This window comes from Streptomyces sp. NPDC053755, assembly GCF_040677675.1.
In the GTDB taxonomy this organism is placed as follows: Bacteria; Actinomycetota; Actinomycetes; order Streptomycetales; family Streptomycetaceae; genus Streptomyces.
Genome location: NZ_JBFASK010000021.1, coordinates 81,493 through 98,924, shown reverse-complemented (window position 1 = coordinate 98,924; position 17,432 = coordinate 81,493). Strand labels below are relative to the sequence as shown.

General features: G+C 73.3%; 9 protein-coding genes. 1 reads left to right on the top strand and 8 read right to left on the bottom strand.

The window, feature by feature from the left end; translation table 11 throughout:
* Positions 1–142: 142 nt before the first annotated feature.
* Together AB0K65_RS20960 and guaA are read right to left on the bottom strand one after the other, a co-directional pair.
* A complete protein-coding gene (locus AB0K65_RS20960; protein ID WP_365718600.1) occupies positions 143–931 on the bottom strand; it encodes a class II aldolase/adducin family protein in 789 nt (262 codons plus the stop codon).
* Positions 932–1,048: 117 nt separating this feature from the next.
* Positions 1,049–2,650: a glutamine-hydrolyzing GMP synthase gene (gene guaA, locus AB0K65_RS20955; protein ID WP_365718598.1), complete on the bottom strand. Its 1,602-nt coding sequence runs from the start codon at positions 2,648–2,650 to the stop codon at positions 1,049–1,051.
* Between the two features lie 335 nt (positions 2,651–2,985).
* On the opposite strand from guaA, the gene AB0K65_RS20950 reads away from it, so the two are divergent.
* The gene (locus AB0K65_RS20950; RefSeq protein ID WP_365718596.1) at positions 2,986–3,291 is read left to right on the top strand and encodes a chorismate mutase; all 306 of its coding nucleotides are present in this window, start codon (positions 2,986–2,988) and stop codon (positions 3,289–3,291) included.
* 715 nt (positions 3,292–4,006) lie between these two features.
* On the opposite strand, the gene AB0K65_RS20945 is transcribed toward AB0K65_RS20950, so the two are convergent.
* The 6 genes from AB0K65_RS20945 to AB0K65_RS20920 form a co-directional block, all read right to left on the bottom strand.
* Positions 4,007–5,821, bottom strand: a complete 1,815-nt coding sequence (locus tag AB0K65_RS20945) for a GMC family oxidoreductase (protein ID WP_365718594.1) — start codon at positions 5,819–5,821, stop codon at positions 4,007–4,009.
* Between the two features lie 42 nt (positions 5,822–5,863).
* Positions 5,864–7,525, bottom strand: a complete 1,662-nt coding sequence (locus AB0K65_RS20940) for a succinic semialdehyde dehydrogenase (protein ID WP_365718592.1) — start codon at positions 7,523–7,525, stop codon at positions 5,864–5,866.
* A gap of 153 nt (positions 7,526–7,678) precedes the next feature.
* Positions 7,679–9,325: a protein kinase gene (locus AB0K65_RS20935; RefSeq protein ID WP_365718651.1), complete on the bottom strand. Its 1,647-nt coding sequence runs from the start codon at positions 9,323–9,325 to the stop codon at positions 7,679–7,681.
* A gap of 258 nt (positions 9,326–9,583) precedes the next feature.
* Entirely contained in the window at positions 9,584–12,601 is a 3,018-nt protein-coding gene (locus AB0K65_RS20930; protein WP_365718590.1) for a serine/threonine protein kinase, read from the bottom strand.
* Positions 12,602–12,765: 164 nt separating this feature from the next.
* Positions 12,766–15,249: a protein kinase gene (locus AB0K65_RS20925; RefSeq protein WP_365718588.1), complete on the bottom strand. Its 2,484-nt coding sequence runs from the start codon at positions 15,247–15,249 to the stop codon at positions 12,766–12,768.
* 420 nt (positions 15,250–15,669) lie between these two features.
* A complete protein-coding gene (locus AB0K65_RS20920) occupies positions 15,670–17,376 on the bottom strand; it encodes a glycerol-3-phosphate dehydrogenase/oxidase (protein WP_365718586.1) in 1,707 nt (568 codons plus the stop codon).
* Between the last annotated feature and the right edge of the window lie 56 nt (positions 17,377–17,432).

The following is a 17,432-nucleotide window of genomic DNA, read 5'->3' as shown; positions in this document are numbered from 1 at the left end:
ACTCACCGCTGATTCCACGGAATTGTGTCGCACTCGCGGGCGCCCCACGTGCTTCGAGCGCCCCGCGCGGGAGTGATGGACCCGTCATCACATTGACGTACGGGCACCTTCTACGACGTTCTGCGTAATGACCCGGGATGTTCTACGACAGGAGTTCGGGCTCCGATCGGCTGATCGTGCGCCACAGCGGCTGGTAGTTGATCCACGCGGCGAGGTCGGTCCCGAGCTGATCGCGGGTGGCCAGCGCCTCCCGGTGGCCGATCGGCACGGGTTTGCCGGCGGCCCGCGCGGTCAGCTGCACCCGGGCGCAGCGCTCCATAGCGATGAACCACCAGGCGGCAGCGTCGACCGTGGTGCCGACGGTCAGCAGGCCGTGGTTGCGCAGCACGATCGCCTTGTGCGGGCCGAGGGCGGTCGCGATCCGGCGCCCCTCCTCGGGGTCCACGGCGACCCCCGTGTAGGCGTCGTAGAGAGCGTGCTCCTGGTAGAAGGCACAGGCCTCCTGGGTGATCGGTTCGATCAGCTCGCCCAGGGCGGCGAGGGCGCGCCCGTGGAGGGAGTGGGTGTGCGCGACGGCGACGGTCTCGGGCCGGGCCCGGTGGATCGCGGCGTGGACGGCGAAGGCGGCCTGGTTGACGTGGTGGCCGCCGCGGACGACCCGCCCGTCGCCGTCGACCAGGATCAGCGCGCTCGCGGTCGTCTCGCCGAGGGGCATCCCGAAGGGGTTGACCCAGTAGCAGTCGGGGAACTCCGGGTCCCGTGCGGTGATGTGCCCGGAGACGCCCTCCTCGTACCCCAGCCGGCCGAAGAGCCGCAGCGCGCCCGCGAGTCTCCGCCTGCGGTGGGCGCGCTCCTCGGCCGGCGTGGCGTGCACGGGCGGCATGGCGAAGCGGAGCCGCTCGACGGGGACGGGGGCGGGTGTCTCGCTCATGCGCGGGAAGGTAACGCCGGGCCCCGCAACTCACCAGAGTCCGCACACGACGAAGCCGCCGCCCCTCGCGGTGGGGGCGGCGGCTTCACCGTCGTACGGGAGGGCCCTCGCCGAGGACTACTCCCACTCGATGGTGCCCGGCGGCTTGCTGGTGACGTCGAGCACCACGCGGTTCACGTCGGCCACCTCGTTGGTGATCCGGGTGGAGATGCGCGCGAGCACGTCGTAGGGCATGCGGGTCCAGTCGGCCGTCATGGCGTCCTCGGACGACACGGGGCGCAGGACGATCGGGTGGCCGTAGGTGCGGCCGTCGCCCTGCACGCCCACGGAGCGCACGTCGGCGAGCAGGACCACCGGGCACTGCCAGATGTCGCGGTCGAGACCGGCGGCCGTGAGCTCCTCGCGGGCGATGGCGTCGGCCTCGCGCAGCAGGTCGAGACGCTCCTTGGTGACCTCGCCGACGATCCGGATGCCGAGGCCGGGGCCCGGGAAGGGCTGGCGCTGGACGATCTCCTCCGGCAGGCCGAGCTCCTGGCCGACCATGCGGACCTCGTCCTTGAAGAGCTGGCGCAGCGGCTCGACGAGCTCGAACTCCAGGTCCTCGGGGAGGCCGCCGACGTTGTGGTGCGACTTGATGTTCGCGGTGCCGGTACCGCCACCGGACTCGACGATGTCGGGGTAGAGCGTGCCCTGGACGAGGAAGGCGACGTCCTCGCCGGCGCCCGCCGACTCGGCGACGATCTCGGCCTGCGCCTGCTCGAAGACCCGGATGAACTCCCGCCCGATGATCTTCCGCTTCTCCTCGGGGTCGGAGACCCCGGCGAGCGCGGCGAGGAAACGCTCCTGCGCGTCGACGACCTTGAGGTTGACCCCGGTCGAGGCGACGAAGTCCTTCTCGACCTGCTCGGTCTCGTTCTTCCGCATCAGGCCGTGGTCCACGTACACGCAGGTGAGCTGCGAGCCGATGGCCTTCTGCACGAGCGCCGCGGCCACGGCCGAGTCGACACCGCCGGACAGACCGCAGATGGCGCGCTTGTCGCCGACCTGCTCGCGGATGGCCGCGACCTGCTCCTCGATGACGTTGCCGGTGGTCCAGTTCGGCTCGATGCCGGCGCCCCGGTAGAGGAAGTGCTCCAGGATCTGCTGGCCGTGCGTGGAGTGCAGCACCTCGGGGTGGTACTGGACGCCGTACAGCTTCTTCTCGTCGTTCTCGAAGGCGGCGACCGGCACGACGTCCGTGGACGCGGTGACCGAGAAGCCCTCGGGAGCGGCGGAGCAGGCGTCGCCGTGGGACATCCACACCGACTGCTCGACGGGGGTGCCCTCGAAGAGCGTCGAGCCGGCCTTGGAGACGTGCAGCGGCGTCCGGCCGTACTCACGGGCGCCCGTGTTGTCGACGGTGCCGCCGAGGGTCGTCGCCATCAGCTGGAAGCCGTAGCACATGCCGAAGACGGGGACGCCGGCCTCGAAGAGCGCGCGGTCGAGACGCGGGGCGCCCTCCGCGTACACGGAGGACGGGCCGCCGGAGAGGATGATCGCCTTGGGGTTCTTGGCCAGCATCTCGGCCACCGGCATGGTGGACGGGACGATCTCGCTGTAGACCCGGGCCTCACGGACGCGGCGGGCGATGAGCTGGGCGTACTGGGCGCCGAAGTCGACAACGAGGACTACGTCCGGGTTGGAGACGTCGGGCGCGGCAGCGGGAGTCGCTGATGACACTACGGCGGCCTTCCGGCGGTAGGAGAAGGTCCCCCGAGGCGGGGGTCTATGTGTCGATTCTACCGGCGCGCCGATGTCGCTTTTCGTCTCACCATCCGAACGCGGGTTGGCCCGGGTCCGGAGGCGGGGTCCATACTGTCGCCATGCGCAAGCTCCCGACCTTCGTCTTTACCTATGGCACCGGCCCGTCCGGCTGCCATGGTCGTGCTGCTTGAGCAACTGACAAGCGACTTCCCAGGCGCCCCGGGCCGACAAGGCCCGGGGCGCTCTGTCGTTTCCGGGCCGTGCCGCTCCGGGCCCCGACATCGAACCCCCGACCCCGAGGAGCCCAGGCCATGACCACGACGACCCACACCGAGCAGACCCGCACCGAGAAGACCGGCGCCCGCACCGACGAGGCGGCGGCGCTCATCGGCGGCGCCCGCGAGCGGATCGACGCGCTCGACGACCGGATCATCGGTCTGATCCAGGAACGGATGGCGGTCTCGGCCGTGATCCAGGAGGCCCGGATCGGCTCGGGCGGCCGCCGGGTGAACCTCGCCCGCGAGATGGAGGTGCTGGGCCACTACAGGGACGCGCTGGGCAAGCCGGGCACCGCCCTCGCGATGACCATGCTGGAGCTGTGCCGGGGCCGCGTCTGAGGCGATCCCGGGCCCCGGATATCGAGCGGCCGACCCGCGGGAGCGGGGTGACGGACCTGAGTTCGGACCGCCTCTCACCCGTACGGCGCGTGACCGGCTCCCGCACCCCTTCGTTGGTCCCGGTGTCCGTGTCATCCAGGGGCGGGCCCGAAGAAACCACGCGTGGCTCCGCTGGGGCGTGTGGCGTACCACTGGTACGTCGTGGGACCTCGCCCCAGCGCGCGTGACCGGACGGCAGGGGACAGCAGCCCGGTCACCCGAAAGGCGGTCGGCCCCGGGGACGCCCGGGGCCGACCGCAACCGGTCCGACGGACGCGGCCGCGTCCGCCCGCACGATGCGAGACGCCCCGTCCTCCCTCCGAGTCCCTCTCCCACCGCGGCGCACCCCCCGGCGCCGCCGCCCCTCGGCACCGCCGCTGCCCTGACACCGGTGCCGACCCCAAGGGCCCCGCCGCGCGATCGAACATCGCGCGGCGGGGCCCTTGCCCTGTGTACGGCCGTACCGTCACCGGCCCCCGGGCGGGCCGCGGGAGAGACGAGACGGGGGAAGTGACGCGCGTCACACAGAAGATCTCGTGGCCGGCTACAACCAAACCCGTCGGTCGCGGGTCATGCATGCAGCACCACCCAGAAGCTGGAGAGGCGCTGCACTCGGAGGGGGGTGCAGCGCCTCTTCCATGTCCGGGCCGGTGTCCGGTACCCGCGTCCGCTCCGGCTACGCCTTCTTCGGTGGGACGGCGGGAATGCCCAGGAACGGCAGGTTCAGCGCGCCGAAGGCGTCCGCGGGGACCGCAGGGGACTTCGGGGCGATCGGCGCGAGACGGACGTACGCCTCGCCCTGAGGCGGCCGCTGGTCCTCCTCGCCCTTGTTCGGCCAGAAGGACATCGCGCGCTCCGCCTGGGCGGTGATCGTCAGCGAGGGATTGACGCCGAGATTGGCGGAGACCGCCGCTCCGTCCACGACCGAGATGCCCGGGTGGCCGTAGAGACGGTGGTACGGGTCGATGACACCGGACTCGGCGTCCGCGCCGATCGGGCAGCCGCCGAGGAAGTGGGCCGTCAGGGGGGTGCCCATCAGCTCGCCGATGTTGGAGCCGGCGAAGCCGTTGATCTCCTCCGCGAGCAGGGTCGCGGCCCGGGTCGCCTCGGGGATCTGGGTCGGGTTCGGCGCGCCGTGGCCCTGGCGTGCGGTGAGCAGGCCCTTTCCGATGCCGCCGGGCTTGCGGTACGTCGTCAGCGAGTTGTCCAGGGACTGCATGACGAGGCCGATGATCGTCCGCTCGGACCAGCGGCGGTTGGACAGCGCGCGGACGGCCAGGGCCGGGTGCTTGACCATCTGCAGGAGCCAGTTGCGTACCCGGTGGGCGCCGTAGGGCACCTGGAGGACGGTCATGCCGCCCATGGCGTTGGAGCCCTTGCCGTAGCGGACCGGCTCGATGTGGGTGTTCTCGTCCGGGTGGATCGAGGAGGTGATCGCGACCCCGCGCGTGAAGTCGACCTTCTCGACGCCATGCTTCCTGCGGTAGCGCCGGTCGGTGGTCTGCGAACCGACCAGTGCTTCGGAGTTGGTGCGGGTCAGCTCGCCGAGCCGGGTGGAGAGGCGGGGCAGCAGCCCGGTGTCCTTCATCCGGTGCAACAGGGTCTGGGTGCCGTACGTCCCCGCCGCGACGACCACCCGCCGGGCCGTGAACGTCCGGCCCTTGCCCTTCTTCCTGTCGTCCGTCGGCAGCGTCTTGACGGCGAACCCGCCCCGCGAGTCCTCGGTGACCGCGACGACCGAGGTCATCGGGTGCACGACGGCGCCGGCCTTCTCGGCGAGATGGAGGTAGTTCTCGTTGAGGGTGTTCTTGGCGCCGTGACGACAGCCCGTCATGCACTCGCCGCACTCGGCGCACGCCCTGCGGGACGGGCCGGCGCCGCCGAAGTACGGGTCGGGCACCTCCTCGCCCGGCTTCGCCCGACGGGTGCCGTCGGCGTCGTCCCCGTCCCCGAAGAAGACGCCGACCGGCGCCATGTGGAAGGTGTCGCCGATGCCCATGGCCTCCGCGGTCGCCTTCAGGTGCACGTCCGACGGGGTCGTCGTCGGATTCAGGCGCACTCCGAGCATCCGCTTGGCCTGGTCGTAGTACGGCGCCAGCTCGTCGCGCCAGTCGGTGATGGCCCTCCATTGCGGGTCGTCGAAGAACGGCGCCGGCGGGACGTAGAGGGTGTTGGCGTAGTTGAGCGAACCACCGCCGACCCCGGCGCCCGCGAGCACCATGACGTTGCCCAGCAGGTGGATGCGCTGGATGCCGTACAGGCCGAGGGCCGGGGCCCAGAGGAAGTTCTTCAGGTCCCAGGAGTTCTTCGGCAGGGTCTCGCGGGTGAAGCGGCGGCCGGCCTCCAGGACCCCCACGCGGTAGCCCTTCTCGGTCAGCCGCAGGGCCGTGACCGAGCCGCCGAAGCCGGAGCCGACGACCACGACGTCGTAGTCGTACGCCGAGTCCAGGTCGTCGTCGTCCTGATTCCGGGCAGGGGGTACCGCGGTCATGGCTCTCCTCGTACGGATAAGGGGGCGGGAACGGGCAGGGCGTCAGCGCAGGCGCAGGGCCTTCATCGCCTTCAGGGACGCGCTCATGAACGCGGCGTACCTCTCGTCGTCCATCCCGAAGGACGGCGCGAGCGGGATCAGCCGCTGCTGGGCGACGGTCTGGGCCTCGGTGAACTTCAGGATGCCCTCCGAGCCGTGGCGCCGGCCGAGACCGGAGTCCTTCATGCCGCCCATCGGGGCCTGGACGCTGCCGTAGGCGGGGGCGTACCCCTCGTTGATGTTGACCGTGCCGGTGCGCAGCCGGGCCGCGATGGCGTGGCCGCGCCGGGCGTCCTTCGTCCACACCGAGGAGTTGAGGCCGTACGGCGTGCCGTTGGCCAGCTCCACGACCTCGTCCTCGTCCGAGAAGCGGTAGATCGAGACGACCGGGCCGAAGGTCTCCTCGGTGCAGACGGCCATCGGCGCCTCGACGCCGTCGAGGATGGTCGGCTCGTAGAACAGGGGACCGATGTCGGGCCGGGCGACGCCGCCCGTGACGAGCTTCGCGCCCTTGGCGACGGCCTCCTCGACGTGCCGGGTGACGGTGTCCAGCTGCCGGTCGCTGACGAGGCAGCCCATGTCGGCGCCGTACGCCAGGGAGTTGCCGAGCCGCATCGCCTTCGTGCGGGCGGCGAACCGGGCGACGAAGTCGTCGGCGACCGACTCGTGGACGTACAGCCGCTCGATGGAGATGCAGAGCTGTCCGGCCGAGGAGAAGCAGGCGCGGACGGCGCCGGCGGCCGCCTTCTCGATGTCGGCGTCCTTCAGGACGAGCATGGCGTTCTTGCCGCCCAGTTCGAGCGTGACGCCGACGAGGCGGGCGGCGGCACCCTGCGCGACCTCGCGGCCGGTGCGGGTGGAGCCGGTGAAGGAGACGTAGTCCGCGTGCCTGACGATCTCGGGGCCGACCACCGGGCCCTCGCCGAGCACGACCTGGAAGACCTCGGCCGGGAGCCCGGCCTCGATGAGCAGGTCGCGGGCCCACAGGGCGGTGAGGGCGGTCTCGGTGTCCGGCTTCATCACCACGGCGTTGCCGGCGACGAAGGCGGGCAGGGCGTCGCCGACGGAGAGTTCCAGCGGGTAGTTCCACGGGGCGATCTGGCCGATCACCCCGCGGGGCTGGCGCAGTTCGGTGACCTTGGTGAGGGTGGGGACGACGCCGGTGTGGTGCCTGGGGCGCAGGTACGAGGGGGCCTTGCGGCCGTAGTGGCGGGCGGCGACGGCGACCGCCTGGACCTCCTCGTGCGCGTGCAGGCGTGCCTTGCCCGTCTCCAGCTGGATGAGGTCGAGCACCTCGGCCTGCCGCTGGAGGACCAGGTCGTGGAACCGGAGCAGGACGGCGGCGCGGGCCCTGACGGGGGTCTCGGCCCAGGCGCCCTGCGCGGCACGGGCGCGCGCGAAGGCCTCCAGGACGTCCTCGGGGGTGGACTCGGGCAGGTCGGCCAGCTTCTCCCCGGTGAAGGGGGTGTGGTTCGCGGTGCGGCCGGAGCCGACGACTCCGCGGGTGAGCTGGGCGACCACCTCGGGCGTGACGACGTCGGCTGCGGTCCGGGCACCCGCGGGCGCGGGCGCGACGGGGTTGGTCCCGGTCGCGGAGGCGGTCGGCGCGGGGGCGGGGGTCCGGGGGGAGGAAGCCGTGGCGGTGGAAGCCTTCGAGTCCGTCATGAGGGCGAGAGTAGGCCGCAATCCGGCCTTTGGGTACCCGTCGGTAATACGTTTTCACCGACCGCACACAACAGCGCCAGTGATCACTGGCACATAAGCGCTGATCAGCGGCTTACCGCCGCTGACGGGCGCCGCCGACTTTTTCCGGGCGGCTCAGGCGCCGGGCGCGCGCCAGTGCTTGAGAACGATGTCGAACTGCTGGCGCGTGGTCTCCCAGCTGTCCACCGGCGAGGACATGTAGATCGCGTACTCCGTGCCGTCGTCCGCGTAGTAGAACTGGTCGATGGCGCGGCGCGGGCCGGGGAAGTTCTTCCGCTCGGTCCAGGTGAACTCCCACAGGCAGGAACGCACCTGATCGCGGTAGGTGTTCTGCTTGAGCAGGATCTTCCGGTAGTCCGGCAGCCGGTCCCGTACGTCGTTCTCCAGGCTCTGCACGTGCGCGTACGGGTTCTCGAAGTCGGGGCTGTCGTCCACGCTGATCCGGATGCGGTGGCGGCCGTTGTCGGGCGTGTAGTCGATCTGGTCGCCGTCCGTCTGCCGCTTCCAGCCCTTGGGGACGAGCAGGCTGAAGCCCTCGGGGTCCTCCACCCGGTGCCAGCCCGCCGGGATCCCGTTCTTCGCCGGTGCCACGGAGGTGGCGCTCTGCTCCGCGGCGCGGCGGCCGCGGTCGGCCTCGCCCCCGGCGGAGTAGTTCATGGCGGCGAACACGGCCCCGCCCGCGACGAGACCCGCGAGCACGGCGGCCAGGACCGCCGTGCGCCACCGTCCGCGGCTCCGCGCGGGCGCGGTCAGCGGAACGTCGGGAAGGGTGGAGGTGGAACCGGCACCCGGGCCCGGGCGCGACGGATGAGCCGGACGGGGCCGCAGACCCGGAGGGGACTGATGGGCCGACTCGGGTTCCGCCGGGGGCGGGGACACCGGCAGCGCGGTGGTGGCGGCGGTCAGTTCCTCCCGCCCCACCCGCTGCGTGGGGACGTACGCCTGCGCCGCCTGCGACGGGCGGCCCTCCATGGCGTCGAGCAGCATCCGCTCGGCCTCGTCCGCGCGCGGCCGGTGCGCCGGGTCCTTGCGGAGCAGGGCGACGATGACCGGGGCCAGCGCCCCCGCCTTCGCCGGAGGCGCGGGCTCCTCCGTCACCACCGCCTGCATGGTGCTGATCGGGGACGTCCGCCGGAAGGGCGAGGTGCCCTCCACCGCCGTGTACAGCGTCGCGCCCAGCGACCACAGGTCGGAGGCGGGTCCGGGATCGCCGCCCCGCACCCGCTCCGGCGCCAGGTAGTCGATGGAGCCGACCAGTTCACCGGTGCGCGTGATCGTCGAGTCGCCCTCGATCGCCGCGATCCCGAAGTCGGTGAGCAGGACCCGGCCGTCGCGGGCCAGCAGGACGTTCCCGGGCTTCACGTCCCGGTGCAGCACCCCCGCCGCGTGAGCGGCGCGCAGGGCTCCGAGGACGTGCAGCCCGATCCTGGCCGCCTCGCGGGCCTCGATCGTGCCCGTCTCCTTCGCGGCATCGGCGAGGGACGGCCCGTCGACGTACTGCATGACGATCCAGGGCCGGGCGTCGTGCTCCAGCACGTCGTGGACGGTGACGACGCCCGGATGCGTGATCCGGGCCGCGGCGCGGGCCTCCTTCTGCGTACGGGCGTGCAGCACGAGGCGGTCGGCTTCGGCGACGAACCGACCCGCCGTCAACTCCTTCACGGCCACGATCCGGTGCAGCACCTCGTCATGGGCGCGCCAGACCTTGCCCATGCCGCCGCGGCCGATGGTCTCGCCCAGCCGGTAGCGTCCGGCCAGCAGGAGGCCCTCCCCCGTGTCCGCTCCGGTCCCCGGCCCCGCGTCTGCGTTCTGAGAATGTTCCACTTGCCCCCGCCCGTTCCTTCGTAGGCCAGATTACGGAGACCGCGCGGGCTGCGGAACCTCGGGGCGGGCAACGGAACATCCTTGTGACCGGGCCCCACGGGCGGTGTCCCCGCCCTCACCGCCCGTGGAACCACCCGTCGCTGCGCGGACACCTCGCCGGACGCCTCGGGCGAGTGTCCCTGCCCGGCGCGGGGTTCAGCGCGTCGCGCGATAGACCTTCACGGCCTGGTCGTAGATCTCGGACACCTTGTCCCGTTCGTTCTCCGGGCCGATGACCTGCACCACGTGGTACCGGCCGCGCTCGATCAGGGCGAGGTTGCGGACGAAGACCATCCGGCCGGTGCTGTCCTGCCAGGTGAACTCGCCGACCGCCATGGCCTGTCGGCCGACGTCGATGCGGCGCAGCCCCGAGGCGCTGGACCAGGAGGAGTCCCGCCAGGGCTGGAGCTCCCGCTCCTTGGTGCGCTGGTACGCCATCGGATCCGAGCCGTCGGCCTGCACCGTGTCCCGGCCGGGCACCACGATGAGGGTGAAGTCCCCTCCGGTGTAGCGGACTTGTCCCGCGTCGTTGATCGGGCTGCGCCGCCAGCCGTCGGCGACGCCGACCTGGAAGCCCTCGGGGTCGGTGCGCAGCCTGTACCCCGCCGCGAGGCCGGCGGCGGGCGGGGTGGTGGCGGCCGGCGGGGCCGTACGGCCGGGCGTGGCACCGGGCTTCGGGGTGGGCTTCGCGCCGGGCGCGCCGGACGTCGGAGCGGGGTCCTTCGACGGGGTGGAGGGCTCGGCGGACCGTCCGCCGGTCTGCCCGGCGGACCGTTGGCCTCCGGCGCCCTCCTTGGGCATGAACATCACCGCGTACGCGACGGCTCCACCGAGCAGCAGCAGGATGAGCAGCAGGAGCGTCCGGCCGAGGGAACGCGGGGACCGCGGGGCACCCGACGCCTTCGGAGCGCGGGCCGCCTTGGGGGCGCGCGGCGCCCGCTGCGGCAGCTCCTCGTGGAACTCCTCGTGCGGGAACTCGCGGCCCGGGGCCGGGCGGGCGGTGCGGCCGGACCTCCGCGGCTCGTGGGCCGGGCCGGGCCGGGCGGGCTGCCTGCCCTTCCTGTGACGGTGACGGCCGCCCGCCGCGGCGGCTCGGCGCCTGCGCACCAGTTCGCCGCGGCGGCGCACGACGGGCAGCCGTGTGGCGTCGAAGGACGGCAGCGGCACGACGCCCACGCCGGCCTCCGGCTCCGGGGCCGACCGGACGAGGGAGCGCAGCCAGCCGCGCAGTTCCTCGAAGTCGGGCCGCTCGGTGGGGTCCTGCCGTAGCAGGGACTCCACGACGGGGCGCAGGGGCCCGCACTCCTCGGCGAAGGCCGGGGGCTCGGCGCAGACGAGCTGGACGAGTTCGGCGGCGCTGTCCTCCGGGTACGGGGCATGGCCCTGGACGGCCCGGTACAGCAGCGCGCCGAGCGCCCAGAGGTCGGTGACGGGGCCGATGGGCGGTGCCAGGCGCCAGTTCTCGTGGACCGGCGCCGCCTGCTCGGGGGCCCAGCGCTCGGTGACGGCGCCGATGACGGCGATCCGCGTCTGGCGGGCCCGCTCGGCGTCGAGACGGGTGGCGGGGCCGCCGTACCGCCGCGCGGCACCGCTCTCGTCCGCCTCGGTCTCGTCGTCCCAGCCACCGGAGCCGGAGCCGGGTGCGGGGGCGGGGGCCTGCGCCGGGGCGTAGCCGGCCGGAAGGGCCGGGCGGCCGGAGCCCGGAAGCACCTGCCGCGCGCCGGAGCCCGAGCCGCCGGCGGGAATCGGCCCCCCACCGTCGCGCGAGGCGTGCGGACCGTCGCTCCAGGAGCCGGTGAGCAGTGCCCGCGGCGGCCGGCCGCCGTCGCCGTACCCGCCACGGCGGTCCTCGTCGTCGTCCTCGTCGTCCTCGTCGTCCACGGCCTGGGACCACCAGCGCGGCTCGGGACCGAGGCCCTGCGCGGGGACGGGCGTGGGGTAGGCGGGCAGGGCCGGTGCGTCGTCCCGGCCCGGTCCGAGGTCGCGACCGGGGTCGCGGGAGGGGTCGTGTGACGCCTCGCCGAGAGAGCCCGGGGAGGGGCCGGGGCCATGGGCCTGGTTCCGGTCCCTGCCGCCGGCGGAGTCGGTGCCGGGAGCGGGATCGGGATCGGGGGTGGGGTCCGTGGCGGGGCCGGCGGAGTCGGGCGCGGGGCCCCGGCGCCCGGCCGGAAGGGCCCCGGCCTCGCCGATCCGGGCGGCGGCACGGGCTCCCGCCCGGTAGGCGGCGATCGCGCCCGCACGGGCCGCCCGGACGTCGGCGGCCGGGCTCGCGGCCGGAGGGCCGGGCCCGTCGGACGCATCGGTCCCCCGGGGCGGGTACGGCTCGATCTCCGGACGCGCGCGGGCCCCGGGAACGACCGCGCCCGGGCCCGGGCGCCCGGCGACCGCGGGCAGGTGCGGGTCCGGTGAAGGCCCCTGCTCCGGGTGAGGGTCCTGCTCCGGCCACTCGGTCTCGCCGGAAGGCTCGGGGGGGACGTGGAACCCGGCATCGGCCGGGAAGCCGGACTCGGCGGGGAGTGCGGGCTCGGCGTCGTACCGGCGGCCGTCCTCCTCGGGCGCCGGCACCGGGGCGTAGCCGCACAGGGCTTCCTCCGCCGCGCCCGCCGCGAGCCCGGTCAGCACCACACGCCCGTCGTCGCAGACGAGAACCGTCCGCGGGGTGATGTTCCGGTGGGTCCAGCCGTGGGCGTGCAGTGCCCGCAGGGCGGTGAGGACGTCGGCCCCGATCTCCGCCGCACGGTAGGGGTTGAGGGGGCCCTCCGCGAGGAGCGCCGCCAGCGGCCGGGCCGCCACCAGTTCACTCACTATCCACAACGACCCGGCCTCGGCGAACACGTCGAAGACCTGGTCGAGCCGGGGGTGGTCGGGGATCTGGGCGGCGGCCTGCGCCGCCTCGACGGCCCGCCGCACGGCGGGGTCGGCCGGGCGCCGGGTGGCCCGCCCCTCGCCCCGGTGCGGCGCGAACCCGCCACCGCGGCCTCCGTACCCGTCACCCGCCGCGTCGCCGTCGAGGAACTCGGCGTCGACGACCTCCGGCAGCGGCACCTGACGGACCACCACTTCCTGGCCGCTGTAGGTGTCGAAGGCGCGCGTCTCCACCAGGTCGAGGGCGTCCGAGGGCGCGAGCGGCAGACGATAGCGGTCGGCGAGCACCCTGCCCGCGTAGTCCTCCACGACGCCTCCCCACCGAGCGCGCTGTCCCCCGGGTCCCGTCCGCCCTCGGAGATCTCATGGACTCCGAGGACGTACGTAACCGTCAATTCCGGTCAAGGCCCGCACTGTTATCGGCTCTGTCCGAATGCGTACGGTCCATGGCCACTCACGATACGTGCCCCGGGTCAGTCCTTGGGGCTGAACGTGGCGAACGCCGTATCCCGCAGCGTCTTGCACTCCGCGGCGTTCCACGCGTCCGCCCTGCAGCTGATCATGATCGAGTATCCGCGCTTGGCGTCCACCTTGAAGCCCCGGTTCAGTATCCGTACCCGGATCCCGCTCTGGTTGCGCTCGAACTCCCAGTCGGCGACCGTCGGATAGCCCTTGTACGAGACGGCCCTGATGCCGATGTGGCGGTAGCCGTTGCTCGTCGCGGACACTCCGGCCACCGCGCCGGCCCAGGCGCTGGCCGCGTCGTCCTTCGGGCTGGCGTTGAAGTCGACCTGGACGCGCGGGAAGCCGCCGTTCGCGTTGAATATCCCGCCGGAGTTCACACCGGCGATCGCGTTCAGCTTGAAGGTCGACGGCATCGCCATACTGAAGTGGAAGCGGTCGTTGGTCACCATGGTGTAGCCGGCGGGCAGTCGCGCGCCGCCCGTACCCGGGGTGCCCGTGCCGGGCTTCCCGGACGGCTTTCCGCTCTGCTCGCCCGTGGCCCCCGGCTGGTCGCCGCCCTCCTGGCCGGGGTCGCTCGGCGCCTGGCCCTGGCCCTGGCCCTGGGTCTGGGCCTGCTCGTCGCCGTTGCCGGCCGTGGCACCGGCGGAGGTCACCTTGTCGCCGGTGCCCTTGCCGCCGCCCTGGCCGCCCTTCGTGTCGTCGCCGCTCAGTGCGACGGTCAGGATGGTGGCGAGCAACGCCACGACCACGACCGCGGCGATGATCACGAGGGTGCGGCGGGGAACGACGTCCGTCAGCGACGCCCGGGCCGGGGCGGGCCTGGCGGCGCCCTGGACCGCGGCGGACCGCACGGTCGTGGCCGCCTTCTGGTCGGGCTTGGCCACGGCGGCGTTGCGCACGGACTGCAGCGCCCCGCGCAGACGCTCGGCGGCCGCGTCGCCCGTCGACCTGCCGCCGGCCGCCTTGCCGGTGGTGGCGGGGCCGAACGGCGGCTCCGGGGGTACCGGCGGCAGCGGGACGACCCGGGTCGCCTCCGGCGAGTGCTCGGGCTCCACCACGGGTGCGGGCGCGTCGAGCACGGCCCGCAGCAGCACCCGGGCTCCCGCGTCGTCGAGCCGCTGCGCGGGGTCCTTGGCGAGGAGGCCGTAGATGACCTTCTCCAGGAGCGGGCCCGCGTTCTTCGGCGGGTCGACGGGTTCGGTCATCACGGCGGTGAGCGTCGCGATCGCGGAACCCTTGTCGTACGGCGGGCTGCCCTCGACGCTGGCGTACAGCAGTCCGCCCAGCGACCACATGTCGGCGGCCGGTCCGGGCTTGTGACCGCGGGCCCGCTCGGGCGAGATGTACGAGGGGGCGCCCACGAGCATGCCGGTGGAGGTGATCGACGGATCGCCCTCGACCTGGGCGATGCCGAAGTCGGTGAGGACGACCCGGCCGTCGTCGGCGATCAGCACGTTCGACGGCTTCACGTCGCGGTGCAGGATGCCCTCGCGGTGCGCGGAGCGCAGCACGTCGAGGATCGCGAGACCGACCTCGGCGGCGCGGTGGGGAGTGAGCGTGCCGTCCTCGCGGACGGCGTCGGCGAGGGACTTGCCCTCGATCAGCTCCATGACGATCCACGGCCGGTCGTCCTCGTCGACGACGTCGTAGACGGTCACGGCGCCGTTGTTGCGGATCCGGGCGATGGCCTTGGCCTCGCGCAGGGTCCGGGTGATGAGACGCCGCTTCTCTTCCTCGTCGATGCTGTTCGGGAAGCGCAGCTCCTTGACGGCGACCGTCCGTCCGAGCGTCTCGTCGACCGCCCGCCACACCGTGCCCATGCCGCCGCGTCCGAGCACTCCGCCGAGGCGGTAGCGCCCGGCCAGCAGGCTTCCCTCGACCGTCGCGCCGACGCTCTGCGGCTTCGCGGACCGCCCGGCTCCACCGGTCTTCCTGAACCCCTGTCCCGCGCCGGAGGTCTTCGGCGTCGCCGAAGAGGCGGGCGCGGCGGCGGCCGGCGCGCTCCGGACCGGCGTGGCGACGCCCGGCTCGGCATCGACCGGCTCGGCACCGACCGGCTCGGCACCGACCGGCTCGGCATCGCTCGGCTTGCCGTCCGCCGGCGCGGCGCCAGCCGGCTCGGCACGACCCGGCGCGGGGTCCGCGGCCTCACCGCGCCCGGAGCCGGTCGCCGCGGAGGCCGCGTCCGCCGGCTGGGCGTCGCCGGCCGAGGTCGCCCGCGGGGCGCCCCCCGCCTCGCCCTTCGGCTCCGGCTTCGGGTCCACCCCGTCCTCACGCGCCGCCGGTGCCGGCACCTTGCCCGCCGTACCCGCGCCCGGACCTGTGGTCCCGTTCCCGCCCGCGCCCGTGTCCGTGCGCGTGCCGGGTTCCGTGTCCGGCTTCGCCTCACGCGCCGCTGGAACCACACCCCGGTCGCCGTCGGTTCCGGCACCCGCGCCGGCGTCCCGCCGAGGGTCCCGCGCCGTGCCCCGCGACTGCTCCGCCTCCGACATGCGTCCCCTCTGCGATCCCTGATCTTCGCCCGCGCCTGCCGCTTCCCGCGCGATGCGGTAACCCGCCCTGGAAGAGAGCCCATTGTCTCTCACGCCGGGACCCATGCTGCTCCGGGGTCCGCAGTCCGAGAGGGCCGCCCCGGGGGACGGCACTCCCACCATGCCACCCGACGCGCCGCCACCCCTCCGAGGTTCCCCGGCCCTGTGGACAGGATCGCGCGGGGACGCCCCAACAGACCAGAGCGCGCGCCGTGTTCACTCCCCCTTCGGACGTTCCGTCAGATCGCACCCCGGTCCGGATCCCGGGACGCGCTCGCGACCGGGACGCGACCGGACGCCGGACCGGAACGCACACCGGGACTCGGACCGGGCCGCCGACCGGGACTCGGACCGGGACTCGGTCGGGATGCGGACGGCGACTCAGATCGGAACGATGTCCGGCGCACCGAGCCGCGCCGCGTCCGCCGTCAGGTCGTCCGGCTGCCGCTGCGACTCGCGCTCCGCCTCCACCCGCTTCTCGTAGTGCTCCACCTCCTTCTCGATCTGGCGGGCGTCCCAGCCGAGGACCGGCGCCATCAGCTCCGCGCACTCGCGGGCGCTGAGGGTGCCCCGGTCGAAGGTCTCGATCGAGATGCGGGTGCGCCGGGTGAGAACGTCGTCCAGATGCCGGGCCCCCTCGTGCGAGGCGGCGTACACGATCTCGGCCCTCAGATAGTCGTCGGCGGCCGCCAGCGGCTCTCCGAGGCTCGGGTCGGCGGCGATCAGCTCCAGGACCTCTTCCGTCAGGGAGCCGTAGCGGTTGAGCAGATGCTCGACCCGCACCACGTGGAGGCCGGTCCGCGCCGCGATCCTGGCCCGTCCGTTCCACAGCGCCTTGTAGCCCTCGGCGCCGAGGAGCGGGACGTCCTCGGTGACACACGCGGCGACCCGCTGGTCGAGCGCGTGCACGGCCTCGTCCACGGCGTCCTTGGCCATCACCCGGTAGGTGGTGTACTTGCCGCCGGCCACGACGACGAGACCCGGGACCGGATGGGCGACGGTGTGCTCCCGGGAGAGCTTGCTCGTGGCGTCCGACTCCCCCGCCAGCAGCGGGCGCAGCCCGGCGTACACGCCCTGGACGTCGTCCCTGCCGAGCGGGACCGCGAGGACGCTGTTGACGTGTTCGAGGAGATAGTCGATGTCCGCGCTGGAGGCCGCGGGATGGGCCTTGTCGAGGTCCCAGTCGGTGTCCGTGGTGCCCACGATCCAGTGCCGCCCCCACGGGATGACGAACAGGACCGACTTCTCGGTCCGCAGGATCAGTCCGCTGGTCGAGTGGATCCGGTCCTTGGGCACCACCAGATGGATGCCCTTCGACGCCCGCACATGGAACTGCCCCCGCTCCCCGATGAGCGCCTGGGTGTCGTCCGTCCACACCCCGGTGGCGTTCACGATCTGCTTGGCGCGGATCTCGTACTCACCACCGCCTTCGACGTCCTCGACCCTGGCGCCGACCACGCGCTCGCCCTCGCGCAGGAACCCGATCACCCGCGCCCGGCTCGCGGCCCGCGCGCCGTAGCTCGCGGCGGTCCGCACCAGGGCGGCCACGAAGCGGGCGTCGTCCATCTGGGCGTCGTAGTACTGCAACGCGCCGACCAGGGCGTCCTTCTTGAGACAGGGCGCCACGCGCAGGGCGTGGCGGCGCGAGAGGTGCCGGTGGACGGGGAGGCCGCGGCCGTGGCCCGAGGAGACGGACATGGCGTCGTACAGCGCGACGCCCGAGCCGGCGTAGAACCGCTCCCACCCCTTGTGCCGCAGGGGATAGAGGAAGGGAACGGGCTTGACCAGATGCGGCGCGATCCGCTCCAGGAGCAGCCCGCGCTCCTTGAGCGCCTCCCGGACCAGCGCGAAGTCGAGCATCTCCAGATACCGCAGGCCGCCGTGGATCAGCTTGCTCGACCGGCTGGAGGTGCCGGACGCCCAGTCGCGCGCCTCCACGATGCCGGTGGAGAGTCCTCTCGTGACCGCGTCGAGGGCGGTGCCGGCGCCGACGACCCCGGCGCCCACGACCAGTACGTCCAGTTCACGCTCGGCCATCGCCGCGAGCGCTTCCGCGCGCTCGGCGGGCCCCAGTGCCGCTGTCCTCACCGCTGCCTCCCGTCGTCCCCCCGAGTGGTCGGGCTCACAGACTCGATTCTGTCCCC